The sequence below is a fragment of the Streptomyces sp. NPDC048290 genome (genome assembly GCF_040652095.1).
Lineage (GTDB): Bacteria > Actinomycetota > Actinomycetes > Streptomycetales > Streptomycetaceae > Streptomyces.
Window position 1 is genome coordinate 151,417 of record NZ_JBEZLM010000016.1, and the last position, 24,601, is coordinate 176,017.

Annotated in this window: 20 protein-coding genes and 2 pseudogenes; 10 read left to right on the top strand and 12 right to left on the bottom strand. The window is 73.7% G+C overall.

All coding sequences use genetic code 11. The features are described 5' to 3' along the window. The first annotated feature begins 156 nt into the window (after nt 1-156). On the top strand, nt 157-1,707 hold the full coding sequence (locus AB0D49_RS26425; RefSeq protein ID WP_362761717.1) for a GMC family oxidoreductase N-terminal domain-containing protein: 1,551 nt from the start codon (nt 157-159) through the stop codon (nt 1,705-1,707). Between the two features lie 52 nt (nt 1,708-1,759). On the opposite strand, the gene AB0D49_RS26430 is transcribed toward AB0D49_RS26425, so the two are convergent. Further along, the gene (locus AB0D49_RS26430; RefSeq protein ID WP_362761719.1) at nt 1,760-2,167 is read right to left on the bottom strand and encodes a helix-turn-helix domain-containing protein; all 408 of its coding nucleotides are present in this window, start codon (nt 2,165-2,167) and stop codon (nt 1,760-1,762) included. 188 nt (nt 2,168-2,355) lie between these two features. On the opposite strand from AB0D49_RS26430, the gene AB0D49_RS26435 reads away from it, so the two are divergent. The 6 genes and pseudogenes from AB0D49_RS26435 to AB0D49_RS26460 form a co-directional block, all read left to right on the top strand. Beyond that, complete coding sequence (locus AB0D49_RS26435) at nt 2,356-2,976, top strand: malonic semialdehyde reductase (RefSeq protein WP_362761721.1); 621 nt, start codon at nt 2,356-2,358, stop codon at nt 2,974-2,976. 20 nt (nt 2,977-2,996) lie between these two features. Further along, nucleotides 2,997-3,365 (top strand): carboxymuconolactone decarboxylase family protein, encoded by a 369-nt coding sequence (locus AB0D49_RS26440; RefSeq protein ID WP_362761723.1) that lies wholly within the window; start codon nt 2,997-2,999, stop codon nt 3,363-3,365. A 41-nt stretch (nt 3,366-3,406) separates the two neighbouring features. Beyond that, nucleotides 3,407-3,925 carry a VOC family protein gene (locus AB0D49_RS26445; RefSeq protein ID WP_362761725.1) on the top strand — a complete coding sequence of 173 codons (519 nt, stop codon included), beginning with the start codon at nt 3,407-3,409 and terminating at the stop codon, nt 3,923-3,925. A gap of 3 nt (nt 3,926-3,928) precedes the next feature. Continuing rightward, on the top strand, nt 3,929-5,650 hold the full coding sequence (locus AB0D49_RS26450; protein WP_362761727.1) for an FAD-dependent monooxygenase: 1,722 nt from the start codon (nt 3,929-3,931) through the stop codon (nt 5,648-5,650). Between the two features lie 34 nt (nt 5,651-5,684). Next, nucleotides 5,685-6,590, top strand: a complete 906-nt coding sequence (locus tag AB0D49_RS26455; protein ID WP_362761729.1) for a fumarylacetoacetate hydrolase family protein — start codon at nt 5,685-5,687, stop codon at nt 6,588-6,590. Between the two features lie 43 nt (nt 6,591-6,633). Next, a pseudogene (locus AB0D49_RS26460) lies at nt 6,634-6,837 on the top strand (decarboxylase); the annotation flags it as partial. A gap of 248 nt (nt 6,838-7,085) precedes the next feature. Here the strand turns inward: AB0D49_RS26460 and AB0D49_RS26465 are convergent. Continuing rightward, the gene (locus tag AB0D49_RS26465) at nt 7,086-9,281 is read right to left on the bottom strand and encodes an acyltransferase family protein (RefSeq protein ID WP_362761731.1); all 2,196 of its coding nucleotides are present in this window, start codon (nt 9,279-9,281) and stop codon (nt 7,086-7,088) included. A 345-nt stretch (nt 9,282-9,626) separates the two neighbouring features. Between AB0D49_RS26465 and AB0D49_RS26470 the strand changes: the two genes are divergently transcribed. From AB0D49_RS26470 to AB0D49_RS26480, 3 genes are all read left to right on the top strand, one after another. After that, entirely contained in the window at nt 9,627-10,253 is a 627-nt protein-coding gene (locus AB0D49_RS26470; protein WP_362761733.1) for a toll/interleukin-1 receptor domain-containing protein, read from the top strand. Nucleotides 10,254-10,460: 207 nt separating this feature from the next. Then, nucleotides 10,461-11,936: a TIR domain-containing protein gene (locus AB0D49_RS26475; protein ID WP_362761808.1), complete on the top strand. Its 1,476-nt coding sequence runs from the start codon at nt 10,461-10,463 to the stop codon at nt 11,934-11,936. After that, a complete protein-coding gene (locus AB0D49_RS26480) occupies nt 11,933-13,888 on the top strand; it encodes an SPFH domain-containing protein (protein ID WP_362761735.1) in 1,956 nt (651 codons plus the stop codon). Before AB0D49_RS26475 ends, AB0D49_RS26480 begins: the two co-directional genes overlap by 4 nt. On the opposite strand, the gene AB0D49_RS26485 is transcribed toward AB0D49_RS26480, so the two are convergent. The 10 genes and pseudogenes from AB0D49_RS26485 to AB0D49_RS26530 form a co-directional block, all read right to left on the bottom strand. After that, the gene (locus AB0D49_RS26485) at nt 13,885-15,033 is read right to left on the bottom strand and encodes an ROK family transcriptional regulator (RefSeq protein WP_362761810.1); all 1,149 of its coding nucleotides are present in this window, start codon (nt 15,031-15,033) and stop codon (nt 13,885-13,887) included. The genes AB0D49_RS26480 and AB0D49_RS26485 overlap by 4 nt on opposite strands. Nucleotides 15,034-15,226: 193 nt before the next feature. Then, a pseudogene (locus AB0D49_RS26490) lies at nt 15,227-15,563 on the bottom strand (alpha-mannosidase); the annotation flags it as partial. After that, the gene (locus tag AB0D49_RS26495; RefSeq protein WP_362761737.1) at nt 15,563-15,733 is read right to left on the bottom strand and encodes a hypothetical protein; all 171 of its coding nucleotides are present in this window, start codon (nt 15,731-15,733) and stop codon (nt 15,563-15,565) included. The pseudogene AB0D49_RS26490 and the gene AB0D49_RS26495, both read right to left, overlap by 1 nt. Then, on the bottom strand, nt 15,726-17,717 hold the full coding sequence (locus AB0D49_RS26500; protein ID WP_362761739.1) for a DUF2264 domain-containing protein: 1,992 nt from the start codon (nt 17,715-17,717) through the stop codon (nt 15,726-15,728). The genes AB0D49_RS26495 and AB0D49_RS26500 overlap by 8 nt, the downstream gene beginning before the upstream one ends. Nucleotides 17,718-17,933: 216 nt before the next feature. Beyond that, nucleotides 17,934-18,947, bottom strand: coding sequence for a hydroxyacid dehydrogenase (locus AB0D49_RS26505; protein ID WP_362761741.1), 1,014 nt, complete (start codon nt 18,945-18,947; stop codon nt 17,934-17,936). 52 nt (nt 18,948-18,999) lie between these two features. Beyond that, nucleotides 19,000-20,076, bottom strand: a complete 1,077-nt coding sequence (locus AB0D49_RS26510) for a Gfo/Idh/MocA family oxidoreductase (protein WP_362761743.1) — start codon at nt 20,074-20,076, stop codon at nt 19,000-19,002. Between the two features lie 348 nt (nt 20,077-20,424). Continuing rightward, entirely contained in the window at nt 20,425-21,162 is a 738-nt protein-coding gene (locus AB0D49_RS26515; protein WP_362761745.1) for a YoaK family protein, read from the bottom strand. Continuing rightward, nucleotides 21,143-21,667: a DoxX family protein gene (locus AB0D49_RS26520; protein ID WP_362761747.1), complete on the bottom strand. Its 525-nt coding sequence runs from the start codon at nt 21,665-21,667 to the stop codon at nt 21,143-21,145. The genes AB0D49_RS26515 and AB0D49_RS26520 overlap by 20 nt, the downstream gene beginning before the upstream one ends. 52 nt (nt 21,668-21,719) lie before the next feature. Further along, on the bottom strand, nt 21,720-22,382 hold the full coding sequence (locus AB0D49_RS26525; protein ID WP_362761749.1) for a hydrolase: 663 nt from the start codon (nt 22,380-22,382) through the stop codon (nt 21,720-21,722). Nucleotides 22,383-22,532: 150 nt separating this feature from the next. After that, entirely contained in the window at nt 22,533-24,428 is a 1,896-nt protein-coding gene (locus AB0D49_RS26530) for an amidohydrolase (RefSeq protein WP_362761751.1), read from the bottom strand. Nucleotides 24,429-24,601 lie beyond the last annotated feature (173 nt).

Here is a 24,601-nt window from a genome sequence, read left to right on the forward strand (position 1 = left end):
GCGGCGAAGGGGGCACTGGCAGACCTAGGCAGAGCGGTGCGTGCCGGGGACGCCCACGACGAAGTAGTTCACAGTTCAATCAAGTAGAGGCCGGGACGGCGGCGACACCAGACCCGACCGCCACCCCCGAAACCCGTGACAGAGAGTGTGAGAGACATGAGCGGCAACCCGAACCCCCGGCGCCCCTTCGCCACCGGGACACCCTTCGATGTGTTCGATGTGATCGTCGTCGGCGGCGGCTCCGCCGGGGCCGTGCTCGCCCACCGGCTCAGCGCCGACCCGGCCCGCCGGGTCCTGCTCCTCGAAGCCGGCCGGGCCTACGCCCCCACCGCCTACCCGGACGTCCTCACCGACCCGGCGCGGGTCGCGGGCGACGCCGATCACGACTGGGGCTACACCGCCCGCACCGGACTGGTCGACCAGGACCAGCCAGCCCCCCGCGGCAAGGCACTCGGCGGCAGCTCCGCCGTCAACGCGGCCGTCGCCCTGCGCGCCCCGGCCGCCGACTTCGCCCGCTGGAGCACCCGGCACCAACTGACCGGCTGGACCCACCCCGAGGTACTGGAGTCGTACCGGCGGCTGGAGAACACCCCCACCGGCGCCGACGCCCACCACGGCCGCACCGGGCCCTTCCCGATCCGGCAGCGCGGCTACGCGGAGCTGACCCCCTCGCTCAAGGCGTTCATCGACGCGGCCGAAGGACTCGGACACCCCCGCAACGACGACTTCAACGGAGCCGGGCAGCGGGGCGTCGGCGGCTACCCGGTCAACGTGGTCGACGGCGTCCGGGTCAACACCGCCCTCGCCTATCTCACCGACGCCGTGCGCGCCCGGCCCCATCTGGTGATCGCCGGGGACACCGAGGTCGACCAGGTGCTCTTCGACAGCACCACCGCCACCGGAGTGGTCACCGTCGACGGCACCGTCCACCGGGCCGCCGAGGTCGTCCTGTCCGCCGGGTCCTACGGCAGCGCCGCGATCCTGCTGCGCTCCGGCGTCGGCCCCGCCGCCGATCTGCGGGAACTGGACATCCCCGTGGTGGCGGACCTCCCGGTCGGCCGCCGCTTCCAGGACCAGCCCTTCTACTACAACGTCTACGCCCTCACCGAGCAGGCCAGGTCGATGACCCCGGTCTCCGGGGCGCTGCTGTGGACCGGCTCCAGCGAGGCGCGCGACGGCGAACTGGACATCCATGTCTCGGCGACCCATCTCTTCGACCCGGCCGACAGCCCCACCGGCGGGGCGATCGTGCTGGCCGTCTCCGTCGTCCGCCCGGACTCGGTCGGCACGTTCCGGCTGCGCAGCCGCGACCCCAAGGACGCCCCCCTGATCGACTACCGCTTCCTCGCCGAGGGCCGCGACGAACGCCGGATGGTGGAGGCGGTCCGCCGCACCAGGGAACTCGCCCGGCGCTCCCCCTTCGCCGAACTGATCCACTCCGAACTCGCCCCCGGTCCGGACGTCCAGGACGACACCGCGCTCACCGCCGCCGTCAAGCAGCGGCTCACGGCCTATCTGCACCCCACCTCCACCGCGCCGATGGGCGGTGACGGCGACCCCTGGGCGGTCGTGGACGCGCTGGGCGCGGTGCGCGGGGTGAGCGGGCTGCGGGTGGTGGACGCCTCGATCTTCCCGGACGTCCCCGGCACGGCCACCAACGTCACCACGATCATGGCGGCCGAGCACATCGCCCGGAAGGCGTACTGACGCGGAAGCCTTACGGGGGGCGGACGGGGCGGTTGGTGGTGGGCGGGCGGTGTCAGCCGCCGCCGCTCCCTCCGCCCGGCCGTGCCTCGTCGTAGCTGCGCCGGTGGGTGCGGATGTAGTCCTCGTGCTCCAGCGCCCAGCCGATCAGCTGGGCCATCTGGAGGTGCAGCGACAGACCGACCGGGGACAGCGCGTACTCCACCTGGGGCGGGGTGCTGGGAAAGACCGTGCGGACGACGAGACCGTCCCGCTCCAGCCGGCGCAGGCTCAGGGTGAGCATCCGCTGCGAGGTGTCCGGCAACTGCCGGCCGAGTTCCGCGTACCGCAGCGGACCGCTGCTCAGGATGCCGAGAATAAGCACCCCCCATTTGTCCTCGACCCGCGCCAGGACATCACGCATCCACGTATTGATCTGGTCCGGAGTGCCGAGCGTACGCACATCGATGTTCGCTGCCGACATTGAAGTGCCGTCTTCTGGCATTTCCCTGCACCCTTCACACTGGTACGTACGACGCCCGGCCGGAAAACCCATCGGATCGACACCGGAAATCGGCCGGAGTCGGCTGATCCGGGCGTATGCCGGTCCCACCGTGCGACCGGCCGCCGGATTTCGCACATCGATGATCACATGTTACCCACGGAGGACCCGTGTCCAGCCAGGCATCCGCCGATCCCAGCACCGCCGTCACCCTCGACCCGAAGGGACAGGATCTGCTGTTCCGGGAGGCGCGCACCCCCAACGCCTTCACCGACGAGCCGGTGTCCGACGCCCAGCTGGAAGCGCTGTACGAACTGCTGCGCCACGCCCCGACCTCCATGAACCAGCAGCCCCTGCGGCTGGTCGTGGTCCGCTCGGACACGGCCCGGGAACGGCTGCTGACCCATATGGACGGACGGAACCGGGAGAAGACGGCGGCGGCCCCCGCCGCGGTGATCCTGGCGGCCGACCTGCACTTCGACACCCTGATGCCGGAGCTGTTCCCGCACGCCCCCGACGCCGGGAAGATCTTCGCCGACCCGGCGGTGCGCCGGGAGTCCGCGCGGTTCAACGCGACCCTGCAGAGCGGGTACTTCGTACTGGCCGCGCGGGCGGTGGGCCTGTCGGTCGGACCGATGCTGGGCTTCGACGCGGCCGGTGTGGACCAGGACTTCTTCCCCGACGGCCGCCATGAGTCGGTGCTGGTCGCCAACCTCGGGCAGCCGGGCCCCGACGCCTGGTTCCCCCGGCTGCCCCGGCTCGACTACGACCGCGTCACCACCATCCTCTAGACACCGCCGGAGGGCGCACGATGATCGAGGACGAACTCCACACACGCGGTCTGGACCTACGGCGGAAGATGTTCGGCCCGGAAGGCGCCGAGGACCAGGTCCGGTCCGCCACCGAATTCACGGAGAAACTCCAGGACATCGTCACCCGCCACTGCTACGGGGACATCTGGGCCCGCGACGGTCTTTCCCTGCGGGACCGCAGTCTCATCACCCTGGCATTTCTGGTGGCCCTCGGCCGGTCCCATGAACTCGAATTCCATCTCGACGGCGCACGTGCGAACGGGGTGACCCCGGAGGAAATCCGCGAACTCCTGATCCAGGCCACCCTCTACTGCGGACTTCCGGCGGCCGTCGACGGATTCCGGGTCGCCGGCCGCACCCTTTCCTGACCCCGCGCGCACTCGCCCACCTCGATGCAAAGGAGCATGTCGTGGCGAATCCCAGCAAGCTGTCCCATGTCGTTCTGCAGACCAACCGCCTGGAGAAGATGCGGGACTGGTACTGCGAGGTCCTCGGCGCCCACCCGGTGTACGACAACGGCAAGCTCGCCTTCCTTGCCTATGACGACGAGCACCACCGCGTGGGGCTGCTCTCCCTCGACCACTACGGGGAGCGCGACCGGCCCGTCGTCGGCCTCCAGCACTTCTCCTTCACCTACGACACGCTCGGCGACCTCCTGGAAAACTATGTGCGGCTGAAGGCGGCCGACGTCCTGCCCGTGTGGTCGGTCAACCACGGCCCCACGATCTCCCTCTACTACGCCGACCCCGACGGCAACCACATCGAACTCCAGATCGATGTCTTCGCCACCAACGAGGAGACCGACGCCTTCATCAAAGGCCCCGTCTACCAGGCGAATCCGCGAGGTGAGGACGTCGACCCGGAGGATCTGCTCACCCGGCTGCGGGCCGGGGAGTCCTTCGCGTCGCTGACCACCCGGAAGAGCTGAGTGATGAGCGGGACAGCGGTGGACCTCGACCTACCGGTCCTCGTCATCGGGGCGGGCCCGGCGGGCATGGCGACCGCGCTCGTCCTCGGCCGGCTGGGCACCCCCTGTCTGCTGGCCGAACGCCGGGCGGCGGTGGGCGTCCTGCCGCGCGCCACCGGCGTACGCATCCGCACCATGGAGCTGTTCCGGGCCTGGGGCATCGACCAGGAGGTCGCCCGGGGCGGCTTCCCGGTCCGCGACGGCGGTGAGTTCACCTGGGTGCACTCGATCGCGGGCGAGCGGTTCGGCGGGGTGAGCATGGCCGAACTGGAGGACGGCCCCGTGCGGCGCGCCGCCACCCCCATGGAGGTGCTGTTCTGCCCGCAGGACCGGGTCGAACCGGTTCTGCTGCGGCACCTGCGGACCAGCCCGCACGTCGATGTCCGGCTCGCCACCGAGGTGACCTCGCTGGAACCGGAGGCCGAAGGCGCGGTCGCGGTGCTGGAGAACCGGCTCACCGGCGCCGTGACCCGCGTCCGCGCCCGGTACGTGGTGGCCGCCGACGGCGCGGGCAGCCCCACCCGGACCGCGCTCGGGGTCGGACTCGCCGGGCCCGACGCGCGGGCGGACTTCGTCAACATCGACTTCCGGGCCGATCTGCGGCCCTACGTCGGCGACCACCCCGCCGTCCTCCACTGGGTCCTCAACAGCCGGGCGAGCGGCACCCTGGCCGCCCGGGACGGCCGGTACCAGTGGTACTTCGGGGTGCTGGCGGGCGGCGCCACCCCCGTCGATCCATCGGACCCCGACAGCTGTGTCCAGGTCATCCGGGACGCGATCGGCGTGCCGGACCTGGATGTGGAGATCGAAGGCGCCCGGCCCTGGCGGATGGACGCCAAGGTGGCCGAGGTCTGGCGCACGGGCGATGTGTTCCTCGTCGGGGACGCGGCCCACCGCTTCCCGCCCACCGGCGGCTTCGGACTGAACTCCAGCATCCAGGACGGACACAACCTGGCGTGGAAGCTGCACGCCGTGCACAGCGGCTGGGCGGGACCCGCGCTCCTGGACACCTACGAGGCGGAGCGGCGGCCCGTCGCCGAGTTCAACGCGGCCCAGTCCTGGCGGAACATGGACCTGATGGCGGCCACCGGGTTCACGCCCGACGTGCATGGCTTCGCGGCCCGTCTGGAGGCCGAGGGCGAGTCCACCGGCCCCCGCCCGCTGCGCGAGCAGATCCGCACGGGCATCGGTATGCAGGCAGCGCAGTTCGACGCGCTCGGCCAGGAGATCGGCTTCGCCTACGCCTCGTCCGCGATCGTCCCGGACGGCACCGCCACCGCCCTGGCACCGGACCCGCGGTTCGAGCCGTCCGGCTCACCGGGCCGCCGGGTGCCGCACCATGTGCTGCGGCGCGACGGGACGGAACTGTCCACGCTGGATCTCGTCGAGGGCCGGCTCACCCTGTTCGCCGGTCAGGACGGCGCCGCCTGGGTCACCGCCGCCCGCACGGCCGCCAGGGAACGGGGCCTGCCCCTGCACGCCTTCCGGGTCGCCCCGGCCGACGACGCCGACCTGTACGACATCGCGGGCGACTGGGCGAAGAACGCGGGAGTCGCCGACCGCGGCGCCTGTCTCGTCCGGCCCGACGGCCATGTCGCCTGGCGCACCACCGCCGCGCCCGGTGACCCGGCCCACGAGGACATCGGCGATGTCCTCGACACCCTCCTCGGCCGGCCGGCACCGTGACCCGCCGCCCCACACCTTCACGAGGTGACGCGCTGTGAGACTGGTCAGCTATGGCGACAGCGGGGCCGAACAGCCCGGAGTGCTGCGCGACGACGGACGGATCAGCCCGCTGGGCCCGCTGCTCACCGGCGGCTCGCCGCACGCGCGGGCCGACATGAACGACGTACTGGCGGACCTGGCCGGGCTCCGCGACCGGATCGGGGCCCTGCTCGCCGCCCCGGACCCCGCCGCCGTGCCCCTGGCGGACGTCCGGCTCGGCCCGCCGGTCACCCGGCCCGGCACGATCGTGGCCGTCGGCGCCAACTACCGGGCGCACGTCAAGGAGATCGACGGCCTCGCGGGCGAACCGCCCGCCGAACCCGTCCTGTTCATCAAGCCCGGCACCGCGCTCGGCGGACCGCACGATCCCGTGCCCCGCCCCCGGGAGTCCGCGCAGCTCGACTACGAGTGCGAGATCGCCGCCGTCATCGGCCGGGGCGGGCGCCGCATCAAACCCTCCGAGGCGCTCGGCCATGTCGCCGGATACATGATCGCCAACGATGTCTCGGCCCGCGATGTGATGCTCCGCGACGTGGCCCGGAGCCCCGCGTTCCTCCAGATCGTCCGAGGCAAGGGCTACGACGGCTTCTGCCCCACCGGTCCCTGGCTGCTGACCACCGACGAGGTGCCCGACCCCCAGGCGCTGCGCCTGCGGACCTGGGTGAACGGCGTCCCGAGGCAGGACGGCAGCGGCGCCGACATGGTGTTCTCCGTCGCGGACATCGTGGCGTCCGTCAGCGACTGTCTGACCCTGCGCCCCGGCGACGTGATCCTCACCGGCACCCCCGCGGGCGTCGGCGCGAGCCAGGACCCGCCCGCCTATCTCCGCCCCGGCGACAGCGTCCGCCTGGAGATCACGGGCCTCGGCGTGATGGAGACACCGATCAGGGAGGAGGGGTGAGGGGGATGCAGGTCGCCGGTGACGTCTGCGGGAGAGCCGGTCACTCGACGACGCGGCGGTGAAGAAGGCGGGGATCGCCGGGTCGCGCCGGACCGTCGTCGCCACCGACGGCAGCAAGCTCGGCCGGACCGCGCACGTCTGGGTCGGGCCCTCCAGTGTGGTGCACACCCTGGTCACCGACGGCTCGGCGGCGGCCGATGAGGTGACCGCACTCGAAGCCGCGGGGACGACCGTCCACACGGTCTGATCCCACCAGCCCCCGGCGGAGGGCGGGCCCCTGGCTCTCGCGGGCCCTCGGACGACACGCACCCGGCGTTCGACGGCCCCGGACGGCGGACCCACTGGCCCTCGCTGGACCCTGGGAGCAGCGGCCCCCGCCTCCGACGGACCCGGGTGGCGGACCCGGGTCGCGTCAGCCGGACCCCGGACGGCGGGACGCCGGCCGCCGCCGGACCCCCGGCGGCGCGGAGCGACCCCGGTGTTGCCCGGGACGGGTCAGTTCCCCGGGCGCTCGGTCAGGTTCGGGCCGAACAGGCGGAGCAGTTCGTCCTCGACCACCGGGGTGAGTGCCTTGATGTAGCCGTCCGCGAGGTGTCCGTAGTCTCGGTAGACCAGGGTGTTGCCGACCACCACCGGGCAGGTGCCGGACGGGGCGCAGACCCATTCGTAGGGGTCGATGACGGTGACGTCCTCCGCGGCGGCGGCCTCGCGGATCGCCTCGGTCACCTCGGGCTTGGGGTCGGCCTCCGAGCGGTCCCGGGCGCAGGACGCCAGGTCGTCGGGGCTGGCGGCGACACAGTCCACGGTGTTGTTCTTCGGCCAGGGGTTGTCCAGCAGGGTGAGCACCTGGGTGCCGTCCCGCTGGAGCATCCGGTACGTCTCGGCCTGGCCCTTGCCCCAGGCGTCGCCGAGGTCGCCCCCGCCGTACAGCTTCGCCGAGTTGGAGCTGGAGGTGATGACGAGTTCCGGCTTCAGCTTCTGGATCTTCTCGATCGTCACATCACGCCAGTCGTCGCAGGTGGAGTACGGGCCGCCCTGCCACTCGATGGTGAGCTGGGAGACCTTGCAGGCGTTCTTGGTGAACGAGTAGAGCCGCCAGTCGTGCTCCTTGGCGATGGCGTCGAGCGCCGGGAACCACTGGGCGACGTGCGAGTCGCCGAAGAGCACCACCGTGCGCTCGGCGGTCTTGTCGCCGTACAGACAGGGTTCGGTCTGGACCGTGCCGGACATGGTGAGGGCGCAGCCGTCGGTGTACACGATGGACCGCTTGTACGCGGTGTCGCGCAGGCTCGGTTCGAGGTTGGCGGGCAGCTTCTCCACCGGCTGCTCCAGCAGTTCGGTGAGCGCGGCGCGGGGGTCGGAGGCGGCGGCGAGGGTCGCCGCGGTGTTCTGCCGCGCGCCGCCCTCCTCCAGCGCGGGCGGGAACTGGAGGGTGAACACGGCGGTCACGGCGGCGACCGCGGACAGTCCGAGACCGAGCGCCAGCCCGCGGGCGGCGTGCGCCTTGAACGCGCGGTGGAACCGCATCGGGTCCTCGACCAGGTGCAGCGTCCCCCAGGCGAGCACGATGCCGGCCAGCGCGGCGATCAGCCGCAGCGGCCCGTCGTGCGCCCCGAACCCGGCGGCGGCCGGGACGATGACGATCAGCGGCCAGTGCCACAGGTACCAGGCGTAGGAGATCCCGCCGATCCAGACGGCGGGCCGCAGCGACAGGACCGCGCCCGCGCCGTAGCGCCCGGCGGCGGCACCGCCCGCGAGGACGGCGGCGGCACCGAAGACCGGGATCACCGCGTGATAGCCGGGGAAGGGCGTGCTCTCGTCGAAGGAGACCGCCGCATAGCCGATGGCGGCCAGACCGGCCCAGCTGAGGACGGCGGCGACCGGGCGCGGGATGTCGTCGAGGCGGTGCGCGGCGAGGGCCAGCAGGGCACCCACCGCCAGCTCCCAGATCCGGCCCTGCGACCCGAAGTAGGCCCAGGACGGGGACGTCTCGGTCAGGTGCAGGCTCAGCGCGAACGATCCGGCGGCCAGCGCGAGCAGCGGCACCGCGAGCAGCGCCCGGCGCCGGAACAGCTTCAGGGCGACGATCAGCACGATCGGCCAGATCAGATAGAACTGCTCCTCCACCGCCAGCGACCAGAAGTGCTGGAACGGGGAGGGCGGCACATCGGTGTTGAAGTAGTCGGTCCCGGCGTCGGCGAGCCGGAAGTTGACGACGTACCAGGCGGAGGCGATGGCGTCCTTGGCGTAGTCCGCGAAGCGCAGCGGCCCGAGGAACAGCCAGGAGCCCGCGAGCGTGGCCAGCACGACCAGCGTGGAGGCGGGCAGCAGACGCAGCGCCCGGCGGGCGTAGAACCGGCCCAGCGAGATCCGGCCGTCGCGGCTCCACTCCCGCAGCATCAGCGAGGTGATCAGGAAGCCGGAGATCACGAAGAAGACGTCCACGCCGACGTAGCCGCCCGCCATGGAGGACACGCCCGAGTGGCCGAGCACCACCAGCGTGACCGCCACGGCCCGCAGCCCCTGGATGTCGAGCCGCAGCCCCGCGCCGGGCGCCTGCGCGGCGGTCGTCCGGGCGTGCTTGCCGGGACCCCCGTCCCGGGGCTCGGTCTGGGGCGGGACGGCGGCGGACGCGGGCCGCGCGGGAGGCGTGAGGCGGCGGACGGGCACCGTGCGGATCTCCTTGATCATGAGGCGTTCATGAGGCGTTCATGAGCTGTGTGACCGGACGGCGCCGAGACCGCCCCTGGAGCCGGACGGGCGAACCGGCCTCCGGCCCTCCGCGACGCATGGCTTCGCCATGACTTCGCAACAACGACAGAGTGGACCATGATTGAACGGCGACTGACAAACCCGTGCCCCGCGAAAGCCGCATAGCTGACATCGGGGAACACCGGACCCCGCCCCCGTACCCGCACCGGATCCCGTACCCGCCCCGGCGCCGGACCCCGTCCCCGCCCCCGCACCGGACTCCGCACCCGCACCAGATCCCGCGTCCCGGTGGCACGGCGACCGGCCGGCCCTAGACTCCCCTCCATGCCCGGCGCCAGGGACCGGGACACGGACACGGGGGGCCCGGTGGACGGGATCGTCGGCGATGTGATCACGGCCGTGGGACTCGCCGCCACGGTGGCGTCCACCTACTTCGGCTACCTCGGCGTACGCCACCTGATCCGGCGCCGCGAGGCCCGCGCCCCCGCCCCCACGCCGGACCCCGCCCCCACCCCCGTACCCGCCGCCCCGCCCGCCGACCCGGCCCCTTACGACGTCTTCGTCTCCTACGGGAGCGCCGAGAGCGACGCCGCCGAGCGGCTCGCGGGGCGGCTGCGGGAGTCCGGCGCCTCGGTGTTCCTGGTGCGGTGGGTCGCCCCCGGACTGGTCCCGCTGCTGGAGGCCGAACGCGCCCTTTCGGGCGCCACGCTGGGCGTCCTCCTGTTCGGCCGCGGCACGATGGACGACCCCCGGATCACCGACGAGTACGCCGTGCTCCTCACCCGCGCGCACGAGGGCGGGCTGCGTTTCGTCCCGGCACCGGTGGACGACGTCACGCTCCCCGCGTTCGCCGCCATCCGCCGCCCGGTCGATCTGCGGGAGCCCGGTTCCGCCCACTACGACACCGAGGTCGCCCGACTGGTCCGGATCGTCCGCGGACCCGCCGCCTGACGGCTCCGCGGTCCCCTCGGGCCCACGCGTGCGACCAGCGCGGGTGCCCCCGCCGCCCCCGCGCCCGCCCCGCGCCGCGCCGTCGTGCGAAAGCGGTGCGGAACAGAACGCTCCGCCCTTACCTTGGTTGGTCCCCGGCGGACGGCTCGGCCCTGCCGTGCGAGCACCGGCCCCGGCGACCGGCCAAGGAGGTCCCAGCGGTTGAACGTGTTCCTGTCCTACGCGGCCGACGACGCCGACTGGGCCCGGCTGCTGGCCGAACAGCTCGCCGGGCACGGACTGTCCCCGTTCCACGACCAGTGGAGCATCGAGCCCGGCGATGTCGTCCTCCACCAGCAGGAACGGGCCCTGCGCGCCGCCGCCCACGGCATCGCCGTGATCAGCCCCGCGTCCATGCGGGACGCCCGCGCCATGGACGAGTACGCCGTCCTCGCCACCGAGGCCGCCGCACGCGGGCTGCGCTTCATCCCCGTCCTGCTCGGCCATGTGCCCCACCCCCCGTTCGCCGCCCACCGGACCTGGCGCGACTTCAGCGACGCCACCGGCCATGAGTTCACCGCCATGGCCGCCGAACTCGCCGACGTCATCGCCGGCCGCCCCCGCCCCGCGGACGCCCCGCCCTCCCCGGACAACCTGCGCGCCACCCACCTCAGCCCGCCCCGCCCCGTCACGCCCCCGAGACAGCCCGCCTTCGTCGTCTGCCACGCCCCCGAGGACGCCGGGTACGGCCGCCGCCTCGCCGCCCATCTGCGCGCCGCCGGACTGCCGGTGTGGTCCACGGACGATCTACGGCCCGGCGACGGCCACTTCTGGACCATCCGGCAGCAACTGCGCTACGCCGTGGCCGTCGTCGTCGTGATGACCCCGCACTCCCAGGACTCCGACGACGTGACCCGCATGATCCTGGAGGGGCAGGTGCATGGCCGCCCCTTCGTCCCGGTGCTGCTCCGGGGCGAGGTCAACTTCCATCTCGCCGCCACCTGGCACCTCGACGCCCGGGACGGCTCCCTGCCCGACCCGGCCCGCCTCGACCTGCTGCGCCAACTGCACGACGACGTACGGCACGACCGCCCCGTCCGGCTCCCCGACCCGGCGCCGCACACCCGGCCCGGCCCGGCCCGCGTCCCCGTGGTCGCGCTCACCCGCCCCGCCGCGCTGGAGCAACTGCGCGTCCACCTCGCGGGCCAGGAGTACGCCCACGCCGATCTGCTGACCACGCGGATCGTCCTGGAGTCGGCCGGGCGGCTCGCCGAGGGCTGGCTGCGCGAACGCCAGGCCGCCGAGGTCCCCCTCGACCTGCTGGCCGGGGTCGACGCACTGTGGGCCGCCGCCACCGACGGGCTCCAGGGCTTCGGCAGCCAGGTCACCCGCGTCCCCGGCGGGGCCCGGCGCGGCCCGCGCTTCCCCGACCTGGCGGCGGCCCTGGGCTGGCGCGACACACCGGAGCAGCCCAGCCCCCGCCTCTACCGCGACTTCGTACGACGCTCGGTCCCGGACACCGTCCCGGGCATTCCCGGGGTCCCGGACGTTCCGGACATCCTGGAGTCCCCCGCCCGGCATCCCGGCTTCTTCCCCACCCTGCGGGACCCCGGGCACGAGAACACCCACGACTGGTACGACCGCTGGAGCTCCACCGTGCTGGCCGTGCACTCCCGGCTGCGGGTGTGGAGACCCACCGCATGACGCTCCACCCGATCGTCCTCGTTCTCCTAGTGGAGGGCCGCCCCATGGCGCTGTTCCTGATCGTCCTCGTGCTGTTACTGGCCGCCGCCGGATGGGTCGGCTGGAAGGGGCGCGCGCTGGTGCCCGCCGACCATGTCGGCATCGTCACCCGCCGGTTCGGCCCCTCGCACCCCGATCCCCGGTTCCGGGAGATCAACCCCGGCTCGGCGAAGGGCGTCCACGCCGCCACCCTGCTCCCCGGCGAGATGCACTGGCGCACGCCCCTGCTGTACAGCGTGGAGTACGTGCCCCGGGTCCATGTCCCGGCCGACATGGTCGGCCTGGTCAGGGCCACCGAAGGGCGGGATGTCGCCGGTGGCCGGACCGTGGGCCGGCATGTCGAGTGCGACAACTTCCGGGACGGCGTGGCCTTCCTGCTCGGCGGCGGCGAGGTCGGCATCCAGGTGACGACCCTGGCCGGAGGCCACTCCTACTACCTCAACACCCGGCTGTTCGAGGTCAGTCTGCACCCCCGCACCCATGTGCCGACCGGCACCATCGGTCTGGTGCAGGCCCAGGCCGGGGCGATCCGGCAGCCGGACCAGCGCTTCGGCCGCCATGTGGAGTGCAACAGCTTCCAGGACGGCGAGGCGTTCCTCGCCGGAGGCGGCGAACAGGGCAAACAGCTCGCCATCCTGGGCGGCGGCACCACGTACGCCATCAACCCGGCGCTGTTCGAGGTCATCACCGTCCACAACGTCAACCGCTCCCACGAGGGACTGACCGCCGCCCATCTGCGGGACATCTCCATCAGCGAGGGCTACACCGGGGTCGTCGTCACCCTGGACGGCGCCGAACCGCAGCAGGACGCCGAGTCCGGCGCGGTGGCCCCCCGGGTGACGGGCCACAGCAGCTTCCGCCGCCCCTGGAACTTCCTGGCGGGCGGCGGCCAGCGCGGCATCCAGGAGGAGACCCTCGGACAGGGCACCACGTTCTCCCTCAACCCCTGGTTCGTGAGGGTCACCCTCATCCCGACCCGGGTCCTGATCCTCACCTGGCAGAACAAACAGGGCTCGGCGACCGACAACTACGACGCCGACCTCGGGCAGATCGTCGTCAACGTCCAGGGCTTCGACCTGGCGGTCACCCTCTCGCAGAACCTCCAGATCCCGCCCCGGATCGCCCCCAAGCTGGTCAGCCAGTTCGGCAACGACGGCAACTCCGACCTCGGCGGCCTGGTCAACGACCGGGCCCCCATGCGCCGGTTCGTCCGCGACCTGCTCGGTCTGACCGTCGCCGGATACTTCGCCGAGATCGCCATGACCACCTCGGTCCTCGACTTCCTCGCCAGCTACCAGGACATCCGCAAGGAACTCACCGACCGGGTCACCCACGCCCTGGAGAAGTGGGAGATGGGCATGTTGGGCACCACCCTCGGCCGCTTCACCCCCACCGACCCGGTCCTCCTGGAACGCCTCAAGGAGAAGTTCTACGAGGAGATGCGCGGGGAAAGCCTCGGCGTCAGCCTGGAGAACGCCCGGCTGGAGGACCTGATCGACAAGTACCGGGCCCGCCAGGAGTCCCGCCGGGTCGCCCTCGACCTCAAGGCGGAGGTGGCCCTGCTGGGCCCGGACAATGTGTCGATGATCCGGATCGTGCGCGAGTTCGCCAAGTTCGACGTGCCCGAGTACATCGGCGGTGGCGACATCTCGGCGCTCGTCCAGGCCCTGCCCATGGCCACCATGCAGGACATGCTGTCCCGGCTGCGCGAACTGCGCTCCGGCGGCCAGCCCCTGCCCGCCGCCAAGGACCGCACGCAACTGTCCGAACACGCCCTGGAGGCCCTCGACGTGGGCACCGATCCGCTCTACGACGACGGGGACGAGGCGGACGATGCAGACGAGGCGGACGACGGCGACGACGGGGACGACGGGGGACGCCGCGCGCGGGGGCGGACGCGGCGCCCGCGCTAGGTGAGCAGCAGCGACCTCGGCTGGACGGACAGCACCTGGTCCAGGACCAGGGAGGCCGCGCCGATCGCGGCGACGTTCTCGCCGAGCGTGGTGGAGGCGACCACCGTCGGATGGGTGGCCCTGACGAAGGGGGAGCGGGCCACCAGTTCGGCGATCGGCGGGAACATGCGCGCGCCGAGCACCTGCCACGCCGGTCCGCCGAACACGATCGTGTCGACGTCGAGCAGGGCCGCCGCCGCGCTGACCCCCCGGCCCACCCGCAGCGCGAGCCGCTCGATGATGCCGTCCGCCCGCGCGTCCCCCGCCGTGGCCAGTGCCGCCAGCCGCCGCAGCCCCCGCTGGGCGTCCGCCGGGTCCCGCACGACCGGGTCACCGCCGAGGACGCCCAGCGTGACGGCCTCGTCGACCAGGGTGCGGATCGAGCAGGCCGCGCCGAGCCCGCCCACCTCACCGGCGTTGCCGGACACCCCGCGCAGCACGGTGTCCTCGACCACGATCCCCATCCCGGAACCCGTGCCGAGATAGAAGAAGAGCAGATCACGGCTGTCGCGGGCGGCGCCCGCCCAGCGCTCGGCGACCACGGCCGCGATGACGTCCTTGTCGAGCAGCGCCGGGAAACCGGTCGCCTCGCTGAGCCGGTCGCGCAGCGGATAGCGCCCCCAGCCGCGCAGTTCCGGCGGGTCCACCACCCACCCGGCCGCCGCGTCGATCGGCCCCGGCGCGGCGATCCCCAGACCGAGGACCCGCTCCCCGTCGACGCCCGCCTCCGCCACCAGCGCGGCCACCGACGCCGCCATCCCGGCGACCGTGCCGTCGGTGTCCGCGCCGTCCGGGGTGCGGCTGCTGCGCCGGGCCACCACCGTGCCCAGCAGATCGACCAGGACACAGGTGATGACGGCCGGGTCCAGATGGACGCCCACGGCGTAGCGGGCCGCCGGGACGATCTCCAGCAGCGTGCGCGGCTTGCCCGTGCCGGTGTTGTGCTTGCCGGACTCCCGGGCCACGCCCTGGTCCAGCAGCCGCCGGGTGATGTTGGAGACGGTCTGCGCGGACAGCCCGGTCGCCCCGGCCAGCTCCACCCGGCTCAGACCCGTGGGATGGCGCCGTATCGCGTCGAGCACGACCGACTCGTTGAAGTCGCCCATGCGCGGCAGATTGGTACCGCGCCGGACGGGTCCGGTGCGGGGCGGTTCGCTGGTCAACGGGGCCTCCGGCTGGCAGGGACGGGAATCGTATCCACGGCGCGGGTACCGGGAACACGCACGCGACGCACGCGACGTACGACGGCAGGCCGCTCCGTGCGCGGGACGGCGCGACACACACCGGCGGCCGCTCGCGCTCGGCGCGGGCCGCCGCGAAGAACGCGTCCGGCGTCCGCACGACCACCTTCGGCGCCCCTTCCAGGTCCCGCAGCCGCCGGGCCCTCTCCAGCATGGAGCGGGTCGGCATCGGCGGCGGTCAGCGCCGTGTTGTAGGTGTCGACGGGCGGGAAGTGGGTGAAGATCCGCGTGCCGTCGATGCCCTCCCAGCCGAAGGTGTGGTGCGGCAGCCGGTTGGTCTCGTTCCAGGACAGCTTCTGGGTGAGGAACCACTCGGCGCCCGCCAGCCGCGCCAACTGCGGATCCGCGGCCGTGTAGCCGAAGGAGTCGGGCAGCCACACCCCGCGCTGCTCGATCAGGTCGCGCCGACGGCGAACGGCCCGTACTCGGCGGCCAGTGCCCGCGCGACCGGCACCGGCTCGCCGTCCACACACAGGGGCCGCGGATCGCGGTACAGGGCGGGAAGGATCACCCGGTCCAGCAGCGCGCGCACCCGGTCCTCGACGATCCGGCGGTCGTCATGCACGGGGCACGTCCTTCCCGGGCGCGTACGACGGATCGGGCGCGGGCAGCCGTACGGTGTCCCGCGCCCCGTCCGGCCAGGTCACCTCGGCGCACAGGTCGGAGCCGTCGGCGCGGGCGGCGACCTCGGGCAGGGCGACGGGGCCCGCGTCGGTGAGCTGGACGAGCGCGACATACAGCGTCCCGTGGACCACGGGCCCGTCACTGAGGACCACGGGGGTCGCCGACCGGGCCCCCAGGGCGTTGCTGTCGACCCCGGGCACGACGGCGGCGTGCGGGAGTCCGTGTACGCCGGTCACCGAGGACACGAGCCCGGTCCCGCCGTCGACTTGGGCGGTGGCCGCGTCCACCCGGCCCGCCCCCTCCGGGTCCCCGGTGTCCGTGGCCAGCGCCCAGCCGCCGATCCGCAGCACGTGTCCCGGCCCGTCCGGGGTGTCCGGTGCCGGGTCGACCCGGACCGCGCGGACCTCGACCGCGCCCCGCAGCGCCGACCCGACGGTGATCCAGGGGCCCGGCGTGTACCGGGTGTCGGGGCCGCCGAAGGGGTCCCAGGTGGCGTCGGCGGGCCAGTGGGCGCGGCTGCGGGACACCGCCGTGGTGTCGCCGAAGGACAGCCGGGTCGCCGGGCGCCGGTGCGAGGCGCGGCCGTCGGCGTCCAGCAGCACCACCGCGTTGTCCAGCGGGTCCGCCCCCGCGCAGGCGCCCCTCCCGGCGGTGGGGTCGCCCGGTGTCTCGGGCGCGGTGTGCGTCGAGTACGCGAACCGCGCGTAGCAGGGGTCGTCGGTGTGCGGCCGGGCCGGGTCGGTGTGGTCGCCGCCGTGCTGGACGACCCGGACGATCCCGTCGGCCGAGGTGCCGGAGACCAGCCAGCCCGGAGCCGCCAGCGCCCGCCCGTAGTCGGCCCGTTCGACCGGCAGCGGGAGTTCCGGCTCGGTCCACACCGGGTGGCCGGGCGGCAGGACGAGCCCGATGAAGCCCTTGCTCGCCCAGTACGGGGACGCCGGTCCCGAGTACACCTGGAGCACGCCCCGGTAGGGCCGGTGCCAGCCGAGGGTCAGCAGCCCGCGCCCGTCGGGCGCCCCGTGGCGGGCGAAGTGGTCCAGCGTCCGGGAGGCCAGCGCCCGGGTCTCGCCGGGGGCGAGCGGCGTGGCGTCGAACAGCGCGCCGGTCCACAGGGCAGCGAGGGCCGCGTGCCGGTAGGTCAGCGAGCGGCCCTGGACGAGCGGGGAGCCGTTCGCGCCGGTCAGCAGCCGCTGGTCGGCGAGGAACCGCCGGAGCCGGGCACGGTAGCGGTCGAGGAGCCCGGCGGGGGCCGTGTCGCCGAGAATGCGGCAGAACCACAGCGGGTACAGGTGCATCGCCCAGCCGTTGTAGTGGTCGAAGTTGCGCCGCTGGCCGCCGGTCAGCCCGTCTGAGTACCAGCCGTCGCCCGCGTACCAGTCGTCGGTGAGGGCGATCGTGCGGTCCAGGTCGCGCTGGTCCCACCGGCCGCCCGCCGTACGGGCGAACGCCTCGGTGACGCCCTGGAACCAGATCCAGTTGTTGCCGGGCATCGCGTCGCCCACCATCGGGGCCAGCCAGTCGAGGACGCGCTGCCGGACCCGGCCGTCGAGCCGGTCCCAGATCCAGGGCCGGGTCTCGTGCAGGGCCAGCGCCACGGACGCGGCCTCCACCTTGGCCTGACCGCACTCGGCGAACGACGGCCAGCGCCCGGGGTGGGCCGGGTCGGTGCCCGCCGCGAGCCCGGCCGCGTACCACTCGGCCAGCCCGTGCGGATCGGCGCCGCCCGCGCCCGCCAGCCGGAACGCGGCCAGCAGGAACGTCCGGGCGAAGCCCTCCAGACCGTCGCTGCGGACACCGCTGGAGGACGGCGTCCCGGGCAGCTGGATCAGGGAGTTCCCCTCGGTGGCGAAGGGACGTACGGCGAGCAGCATCCGGTCGGCGGTCCGCTCCCAGTGGGCGCGGTCCTCGGCGGGGGTACGGGGCATGGGGGCTCTCTCACTCGTCGTGCCGGGACGGCGTGTGGGGTGGGGGTCGGTGGGGGCGTGGGCCGGTGGTGGCGCGGGCGCCGGGTGTCAGGGGCCTGGGGGCGAGGGTCCTGCACGGTCAGGGTTCTGGGCGTGAGGCCCCGGGCATCAAGGCCCTCACGGTCCCGGCCCTCACGGTCGCGGGCGTCAGGCTCCCGGGCGCCAGCGCCCTGGGCGTCAGGCAAGGCGCTCCAACTGGTCGCGGGTGACCTCCCCGAGCAGTGGTTCGCCCGCGATCCAGCGGGCGGTCTCCTCCACCGCGTAGGCACCCAGGCGCCGTACCTCGCTGCCCTGCGCCCCGGCGATGTGCGGGGTGACCAGCACCTGGGGCAGGGAGTACAGCGGATGACCGGGCGGCAGCGGCTCGGGATCGGTCACGTCGAGATACGCCTCCAGACGGCCCGACGCGCACTCCCGGGTGAGGGCGTCGGTGTCGACCAGGGCGCCGCGCGCGGTGTTGACCAGCGCCCCGCCGTCGGGGATCGACGCCAGCAGCGCGGCGTCCAGCAGTCCCGTGGTCTCGGGCAGCAGCGGGGCGTGCAGGGTGACGACCGCCGAGCGGCGGCACAGCTCGGCCAGCTCCACCCGCTCGGCCCCCCACCGCCGCGCGTCCTCCGCACCGAGATACGGATCGCTGACCAGCACCCGGTACCCGGCGTCGGCCCGGCGCAGCCCCTCCAGCACCCCGCGCCCGATCCGGGACGCCCCGACGACCCCCACGGTCAGCCCGTCCGCGCCGCGCCGCCGGGTCATGTCCGGCCAGTCGGCCCCGCGCCCGGCGGCGGACGACAGCGCCCGGCGGGCGGCCAGCGTGATCAGGGCGAGGGTGTAGGCGACGACCGGAGCCGCGTTGGCGTCGGCGGCCGAGGAGACGGTGATACCGCGCTCCCACACCGCGTCACCGACCAGCGCCTTCACACTGCCCGCCGCGTGCAGCACGGCCCGCAGTCGGGGCGCCCGCGCCAGCACCCCGGCGGTCAGCGGCGGACAGCCCCAGCCGGTGAACAGGATCTCCGCCCCGGCCAGGGCGTCCGGATAGTCGGTGCCCGACCAGGGCGCGACCGTGACGACCTCGGTGAGCCGCGCGAGCCGGGCGAACAGGTCGGGCGGCAGGACGAGATCCACGACGTCCGGGTCCATGACACAGACGGTCCTGGGGCGTGCGGGCTGGTCGGCTGCTCCTGCGGTCATGTGGGTCCTTCGCCGGTGCGGGGGAGCGGGGCTAAGCGGTACGGGGGCGGGGTCACCGCACCGGAGCGGGCCGTTCGCAGGTACTGGTCACCGGCAGCGCGCGCCCCTCCTCCGCCGCGTCCAGCAGCGTGAGCATCACGTCCAGGACGTGCGCGGCGAGTTCGGCGGAGGCCCGGTGCGGGCGCCCGGCCGCCAGCGCCGCCGCCAGATCGGCGAGCCCGGTGCCGCGCCCCGCGCCCCGGTGCCCGGCGGACACCGGCAGCGGCTGCCAGCCGTCGCCCCGGTGGATCTCGACGGGACCGTCGAACCCGTTGGGGTCCGGCACGGACAGCGAGGCGCCGGTGCCGTGCACCTCGATCCGGGGCAGCCGTGCCGCCCGTATGTCGAAGCTCATGACCAGGGTGGTCAGGGCGCCGCCGGTGTGCTCCAGGACGCCGGTGACATGGGTGTCCACCGCCACCGGGAAGGTGTGCCCGGCGCGCGGTCCGCCGCCGATGGTCCGCTCGGCGCGCGGCCGGGAGGAGGCACCGGTCACCTTGACCACCGGGCCGAGCAACTGCACCAGCGCGGAGAGGTAGTAGGGGCCCATGTCGAGCAGCGGGCCACCGCCCGGCCGGTAGTAGAACTCCGGGTCCGGATGCCATGCCTCGTGTCCGGCGGTCGTCATGAACGCGGTGGCCGCCACGGGAGTGCCGATCAGCCCGTCGTCGACGGCCTTGCGGGCGGTCTGCGTCCCGGTGCCGAGTACGGTGTCGGGCGCGCAGGCGACCCGCAGCCCGGCAGCGCGGGCCGCCGCGAGCACCGCGCCCGCCTCCTCGCGGTCCGCCGCCAGGGGCTTCTCCCCGTACACATGCTTCCCGGCGGCCAGCGCCGCCAGCGCCACGTCCGCGTGCGCGGCCGGGACGGTCAGATTGAGCACGGCGTCCACGTCGTCGCGCGCGACCAGTGCGGCGACGGTCGGCGCGACGGCCACCGCGTCACCGGCCCGCGCGGCGCACGCCCGCGCCCGGTCGGGGTCGAGATCGGTGACGGCGGTGATCCGCACGGAGTCCAGCCTCTCCAGCGTGCTGAGATAGGCGCCGCTGATCTTGCCCGCGCCCACGATGCCGACCCTCAACGACTCGCCCACAGCAGTCCCCTCCCGGTCGGAGCGCTCACCTCGGGCACGTCGGTCCGGACGCCTGCGGGGTGGCGGTGCCTTCGGACGGTATGAATCGGCGTCACGGTTTGTCAATACGTTGGATTAAGTGGGGTGTCGGAGGGGCGGGGGGTCGTCGGGCCGGGCTTCCGGGGCGCGTTCACCCTGGTGGCGGACGGTGTGTCAGGGGGGCGTGTCGGGCCGCGCGGCGCGCGGTCCGGGGCGGGGCGGACCGGGCTCGACGACCCGGCGGCCCGCCCGCGCCGCGCGTGGACTCGGGCGGGCGACCCGGACTCGTCGGCCAGCCGACCGCCCGCCCGTCGGTGGTGCCGTGTCAGGTCAGGACGGTGGCCGGGTCCAGTCCGCGCCGGACGCCGCCAGCCGGTGCGCGGCGACCGACGTCACGGCGACGAGCGCCAGCACGAGCGCCAGCAGCAGGACGAACCGGTCGTACGCGATCAGCACGGCGCCGATCAGCGCGCCGAGGAACATGACCAGGACGGACAGCACCCGGCGTCCGGGCCGGGGCGCCTTGCCGCCCGCCGGGGTCGAGTCCGCGGCCAGGCCCGTCAGGGTCAGGGTCAGCACGGTCGTGGTGAGGTCGGGGACACCGAGGCGCCGGGCGACCGCGTTCTGCGTGCCCATCGCCACCCCGAGGAACACGATCAGGGTGTAGCGGACCGCCGTCGTCACCTCGCCGCCGGTGACCGCGGCGGCGGCCACCGCGACCGCGACCAGCACCGCCTGCGCGGCCGTCGCAGCCGCCAGCATCCGCCCCCGGTCGGCGGCGAACCGGGACGCCAGCCGCCCCCCGGCCAGCGCCCCCGTGAGGAACGCCGCCAGGGACACCACCGCAGCGGGCGCGGACAGCCCGTCGGCGCCGGTCAGCGCGAAGCCCAGGAAGACCACGTTGCCGGTCATGTTCGCCACGAACACCTTGCCCAGGGCGAGGTAACTCACCGCGTCCACCAGCCCGGTGACCAGGGTCAGGACCAGCATCAGCGGCGGCAGCGGCCCGTGCGGATCGTCCCGCGCCGGGACCACGGTCCGGTAGACGTCAGTCAGCAGCGCGCGCACGGCGGACCCCTTCCGTCACGTACGGCGGGCGGTGCAGCGCGGCCCGGGTGAGCAGCCCGCTCAGCGGTCCGACCGTGATCGCCGCGACCGACAGCCACACCGGCCACGGCGTCAGCCCCAGCACCCGGTCCAGGGACCAGCCGCCCGGCCCGGTCAGCGCCAGCGCCGCCGACACGGCGACCAGGACGAGCGGATACTCGTAGCCGTCGTGCTGCACCCACAGGCCCTGGGGCCACTTGACCGTGCCCGCGACCGTCATCACCCCCGCCGCGGCCGTCGCCGCCAGCGGGGTCAGCAGACCCGCCGCCAAGAACAGCCCGGCCCCGATCTGGCTGCCACCGGCCGCCACGGCGGTCAGCCGCCCGCCCCGGAACCCGTCCCGGCGGAACTCCTCCGTCCCGCCCGCCAGTCCGTCGCCGCCCAGCAGATGACTCACCTTCTGCACCCCGTGACCGGCGATGAGCAGCCCCACCACCAGCCGCAGGAGCAGCAGTCCAGCGTCCATGGTTCCTCCCGCCTGTTCCTGATCCTGACTCGCGTACGCGCGGTGCGACGGCTCAGCCGGCCGCGTGCGCGCCGATGACGGCCTGGGCGTAGACGATCCCGACGCCGTACGCGCCGCCGTGCTCCTTCACCAGCTCCGTCACCGCCGTGTACGTCGCCGAGCGCGCCCAGTCCCGCTGGAGCTCCAGCAGCACCTGCACCCAGGTGACCGGTACGGCCCCGGCCGCCACCATCCGCTGGAGCGCGTGCTCATGGGCCTCGGGACTGACCCCGCCGCAGGCGTCGGCGACGACGTACACCTCATAGCCCTGGGAGAGCGCGGAGAGCACCGGTCCGACCACGCACACCTCGGTCCACAGTCCCGCTATCACCAGCTTGGAACGGCCGGTCGCCCGGACCGCCGCGACGAACGCCTCGTCTTCCCAGGCGTTCATCGTCGTCCGGTCGACGACCGGGTTGTCCGGGTCCACGGCGGCGAGCTGCGGCAGGATCGGGCCCGAGAAGGACTCGGCCGCCACCGTGCTCAGCACCGTCGGCACGGCGAACACCTGGGCGGCCTTGGCCAGGCCCACGGCCGCGTTGATGATGGCGGTGCGGTCGCCGCTGCCGGTGGCGAAGAACATCTGCGGCTGATGGTCCACCAGCAGCACCGCGCAGTTGTCGGGGGTCAGCAGGTCAGGACCGGGGGTCGCGGTGACCTGGGCGAAGTCGACCATGGGGGTCTGCCTTTCCGTGGGGGCTCCGGGTCTCGGAGGGGGAATCCGGGACCGTCTCAGAAGATGAATCCGGGTACGTCTCAGAAGATGGATCCGGACCGTGCCAGGAGATGGATCCGGACCGTGTCAGGAGATGGATCCGGGTACGTCTCAGAAGGTGAAGCAGGGGTCGTGGAACGTCCCGGCCGGGTGGTCCTCCGCCGGATACGCGGTGAGCCCGCGGTCCGCCCGCCACAGCCGGTGCCGCTCGGACTCGGCGACGGCCTCGCCGATCCGCCGCGCCTGGGTGACCCCGGGCACCGGTGTCGCCCGCCCCGACTGGTAGCCGCCGTAGTGCGCCACCGGGCTCCAGGGCGGGGCGATGGCGGGCAGCGGTTCGTCCAGCCCCTCGTACTCGGCGGCGGCGTACACGATCCGGCCGCCGGTCACGGTCAGCAGGGACTCGATGTGCGCGATCTCGGCCTCGGGGACGGCGAAGTAGTCCTCCGACAGCACCGCGAGATCGGCGTAGCACCCGGGCCGCAGCACGCCCTTCACCGCGTCCTCGCCGGTGAGGACGGCGCCCGCGCGGGTGAACATGTCCAGCGCGGTGGCCCGGTCGACCCGGTTGACCGGCGGGCGCAGGGCCAGTCCGCCCAGGGTGCGGCCACTGATCAGCCAGTGCAGGGCCACCCACGGGTTGTAGGTGGAGACCCGGGTGGCGTCGGTGCCCCCGGCCACGGTCAGTCCCCGCCGCAGCATCTCCCGCAGCGGCGGTGCGTCGGCGGCGGCGCCGGGGCCGTACCGGCGCAGGAACGCCTCGCCCTGGAAGGACAGCCGGTTCTGCACGGACATCGCCCCGCCGAGGGCCGCGATCCGGTCCAGGCTGTCCGCGGAGACCGTCTCCGCGTGGTCGAACAGCCAGCGGTTCCCGGCCGGGAACAGTCCCTCGGCGGCCAGTCGTTCGAACACCGCGAGATCGCGGCGGATCGTCTCGTCGTAGGTGGCGTGCAGCCGGAAGCCCCAGCCGTGCTCCATGAGGAGCCGGACGGCCTCGGTGAACTCGCCCTCGTAGGAGCCGAGGTCGGGGCGTGGCTGGGCGAAGTTCTCGAAGTCGGCCGCCGCCCAGACGAGGTTCTCGCCCGCGCCGTTCAGCCGCAGCCAGGCGTCGCCGTCCTCGGGGCGGGCGGTCTCGGTCCAGCGCCGTAGGTCGTCCAGCTCCTGCCCGGCCGTCTGCGGGAACAGGTGGTAGGCGATCCGCAGGGACAACTGCCCGGCGGCGGCGAGTTCGAGGACCGTGGCGTAGTCGTCGGGGAAGTTCTGGAAGCCGCCCGCCGCGTCGATCGCCGACGTCAGTCCGAACCGGTTGAGTTCCCGCAGGAAGTGCCGGGTCGACGCGGTGCGGTCCGCGCCCTCCAGGACGGGCGCCTTGGCGAGCGTCGCGTACAGGACGAGCGCGCTGGGCGCGGCCAGCAGCATGCCGGTCGGCTCCCCGTCCCGGCCGCGCACGATCTGCCCGCCCGGGGGGTCCGGGGTGTCCCGGCCGAACCCGGCGGCCTTCAGCGCGGCCCGGTTCAGCACGGCCGCCTGATAGAGGTGCAGTACGAACACGGGGGTGTCCGGGGCGGCCTCGTTCAGCTCGGCCGCGGTCGGCAGCCGCCGCTCGGCGAACTGCTCGGCCGACCAGCCGCCGACCACCCGCACCCACTGCCCCTTCGGGGTACGACCGGCCTGCTCACGCAGCATGGCCAGCCCCTGCCGCAGCGACCGCACCCCGTCCCAGCGCAGCTCCAGCACATAGGTGAGACCGCCCCGGATCACATGCAGATGGGCGTCGTTGAGCCCGGGGACCATCCGGCGGCCCAGCGCGTCGACCACCGTGGTGCGCGTCCCGATGTGCCGGGCCATGTCACCGTCGTCGCCGACCGCCGTGATCACCCCGTCCCGCACGGCCAGCGCCTCGGCGTGCGGCCGACGCGGATCACCGGTGTGGACGGTCGCGTTGCGTACGACGAGATCGGCGGCGTCGGTGTCGGCGGCGCGGGGCACGAGCCCTCCGACGGGCATGGGGGACACCTGGGACAACCTCCAAGGGGACGGGGGCCGGTTGCGGCGGGGGCGTCGCGCCGCCCGGCTCCACCGACGGTAGGCCGGAAGAACCGCCGCGCTTGTCCCCCATGCGCACCGCCTCTGTCCCGACAGCGCACTGAGGCGCGACGGGCCGAGCAGGGTACGGGCGG

Excerpts from the sequence above, each read along its gene's own strand:
- AB0D49_RS26500 (WP_362761739.1), bottom strand. The coding sequence starts at position 17,717 with ATGCCCCGTACCCCCGCCGAGGACCGCGCCCACTGGGAGCGGACCGCC.
- AB0D49_RS26450 (WP_362761727.1), top strand. The coding sequence starts at position 3,929 with ATGAGCGGGACAGCGGTGGACCTCGACCTACCGGTCCTCGTCATCGGG.
- AB0D49_RS26480 (WP_362761735.1), top strand. The coding sequence starts at position 11,933 with ATGACGCTCCACCCGATCGTCCTCGTTCTCCTAGTGGAGGGCCGCCCC.
- AB0D49_RS26520 (WP_362761747.1), bottom strand. The coding sequence starts at position 21,667 with ATGGACGCTGGACTGCTGCTCCTGCGGCTGGTGGTGGGGCTGCTCATC.
- AB0D49_RS26425 (WP_362761717.1), top strand. The coding sequence starts at position 157 with ATGAGCGGCAACCCGAACCCCCGGCGCCCCTTCGCCACCGGGACACCC.
- AB0D49_RS26430 (WP_362761719.1), bottom strand. The coding sequence starts at position 2,167 with ATGTCGGCAGCGAACATCGATGTGCGTACGCTCGGCACTCCGGACCAG.
- AB0D49_RS26465 (WP_362761731.1), bottom strand. The coding sequence starts at position 9,281 with ATGATCAAGGAGATCCGCACGGTGCCCGTCCGCCGCCTCACGCCTCCC.
- AB0D49_RS26505 (WP_362761741.1), bottom strand. The coding sequence starts at position 18,947 with ATGACCGCAGGAGCAGCCGACCAGCCCGCACGCCCCAGGACCGTCTGT.
- AB0D49_RS26470 (WP_362761733.1), top strand. The coding sequence starts at position 9,627 with ATGCCCGGCGCCAGGGACCGGGACACGGACACGGGGGGCCCGGTGGAC.
- AB0D49_RS26485 (WP_362761810.1), bottom strand. The coding sequence starts at position 15,033 with ATGGGCGACTTCAACGAGTCGGTCGTGCTCGACGCGATACGGCGCCAT.
- AB0D49_RS26525 (WP_362761749.1), bottom strand. The coding sequence starts at position 22,382 with ATGGTCGACTTCGCCCAGGTCACCGCGACCCCCGGTCCTGACCTGCTG.
- AB0D49_RS26440 (WP_362761723.1), top strand. The coding sequence starts at position 2,997 with ATGATCGAGGACGAACTCCACACACGCGGTCTGGACCTACGGCGGAAG.
- AB0D49_RS26530 (WP_362761751.1), bottom strand. The coding sequence starts at position 24,428 with ATGCCCGTCGGAGGGCTCGTGCCCCGCGCCGCCGACACCGACGCCGCC.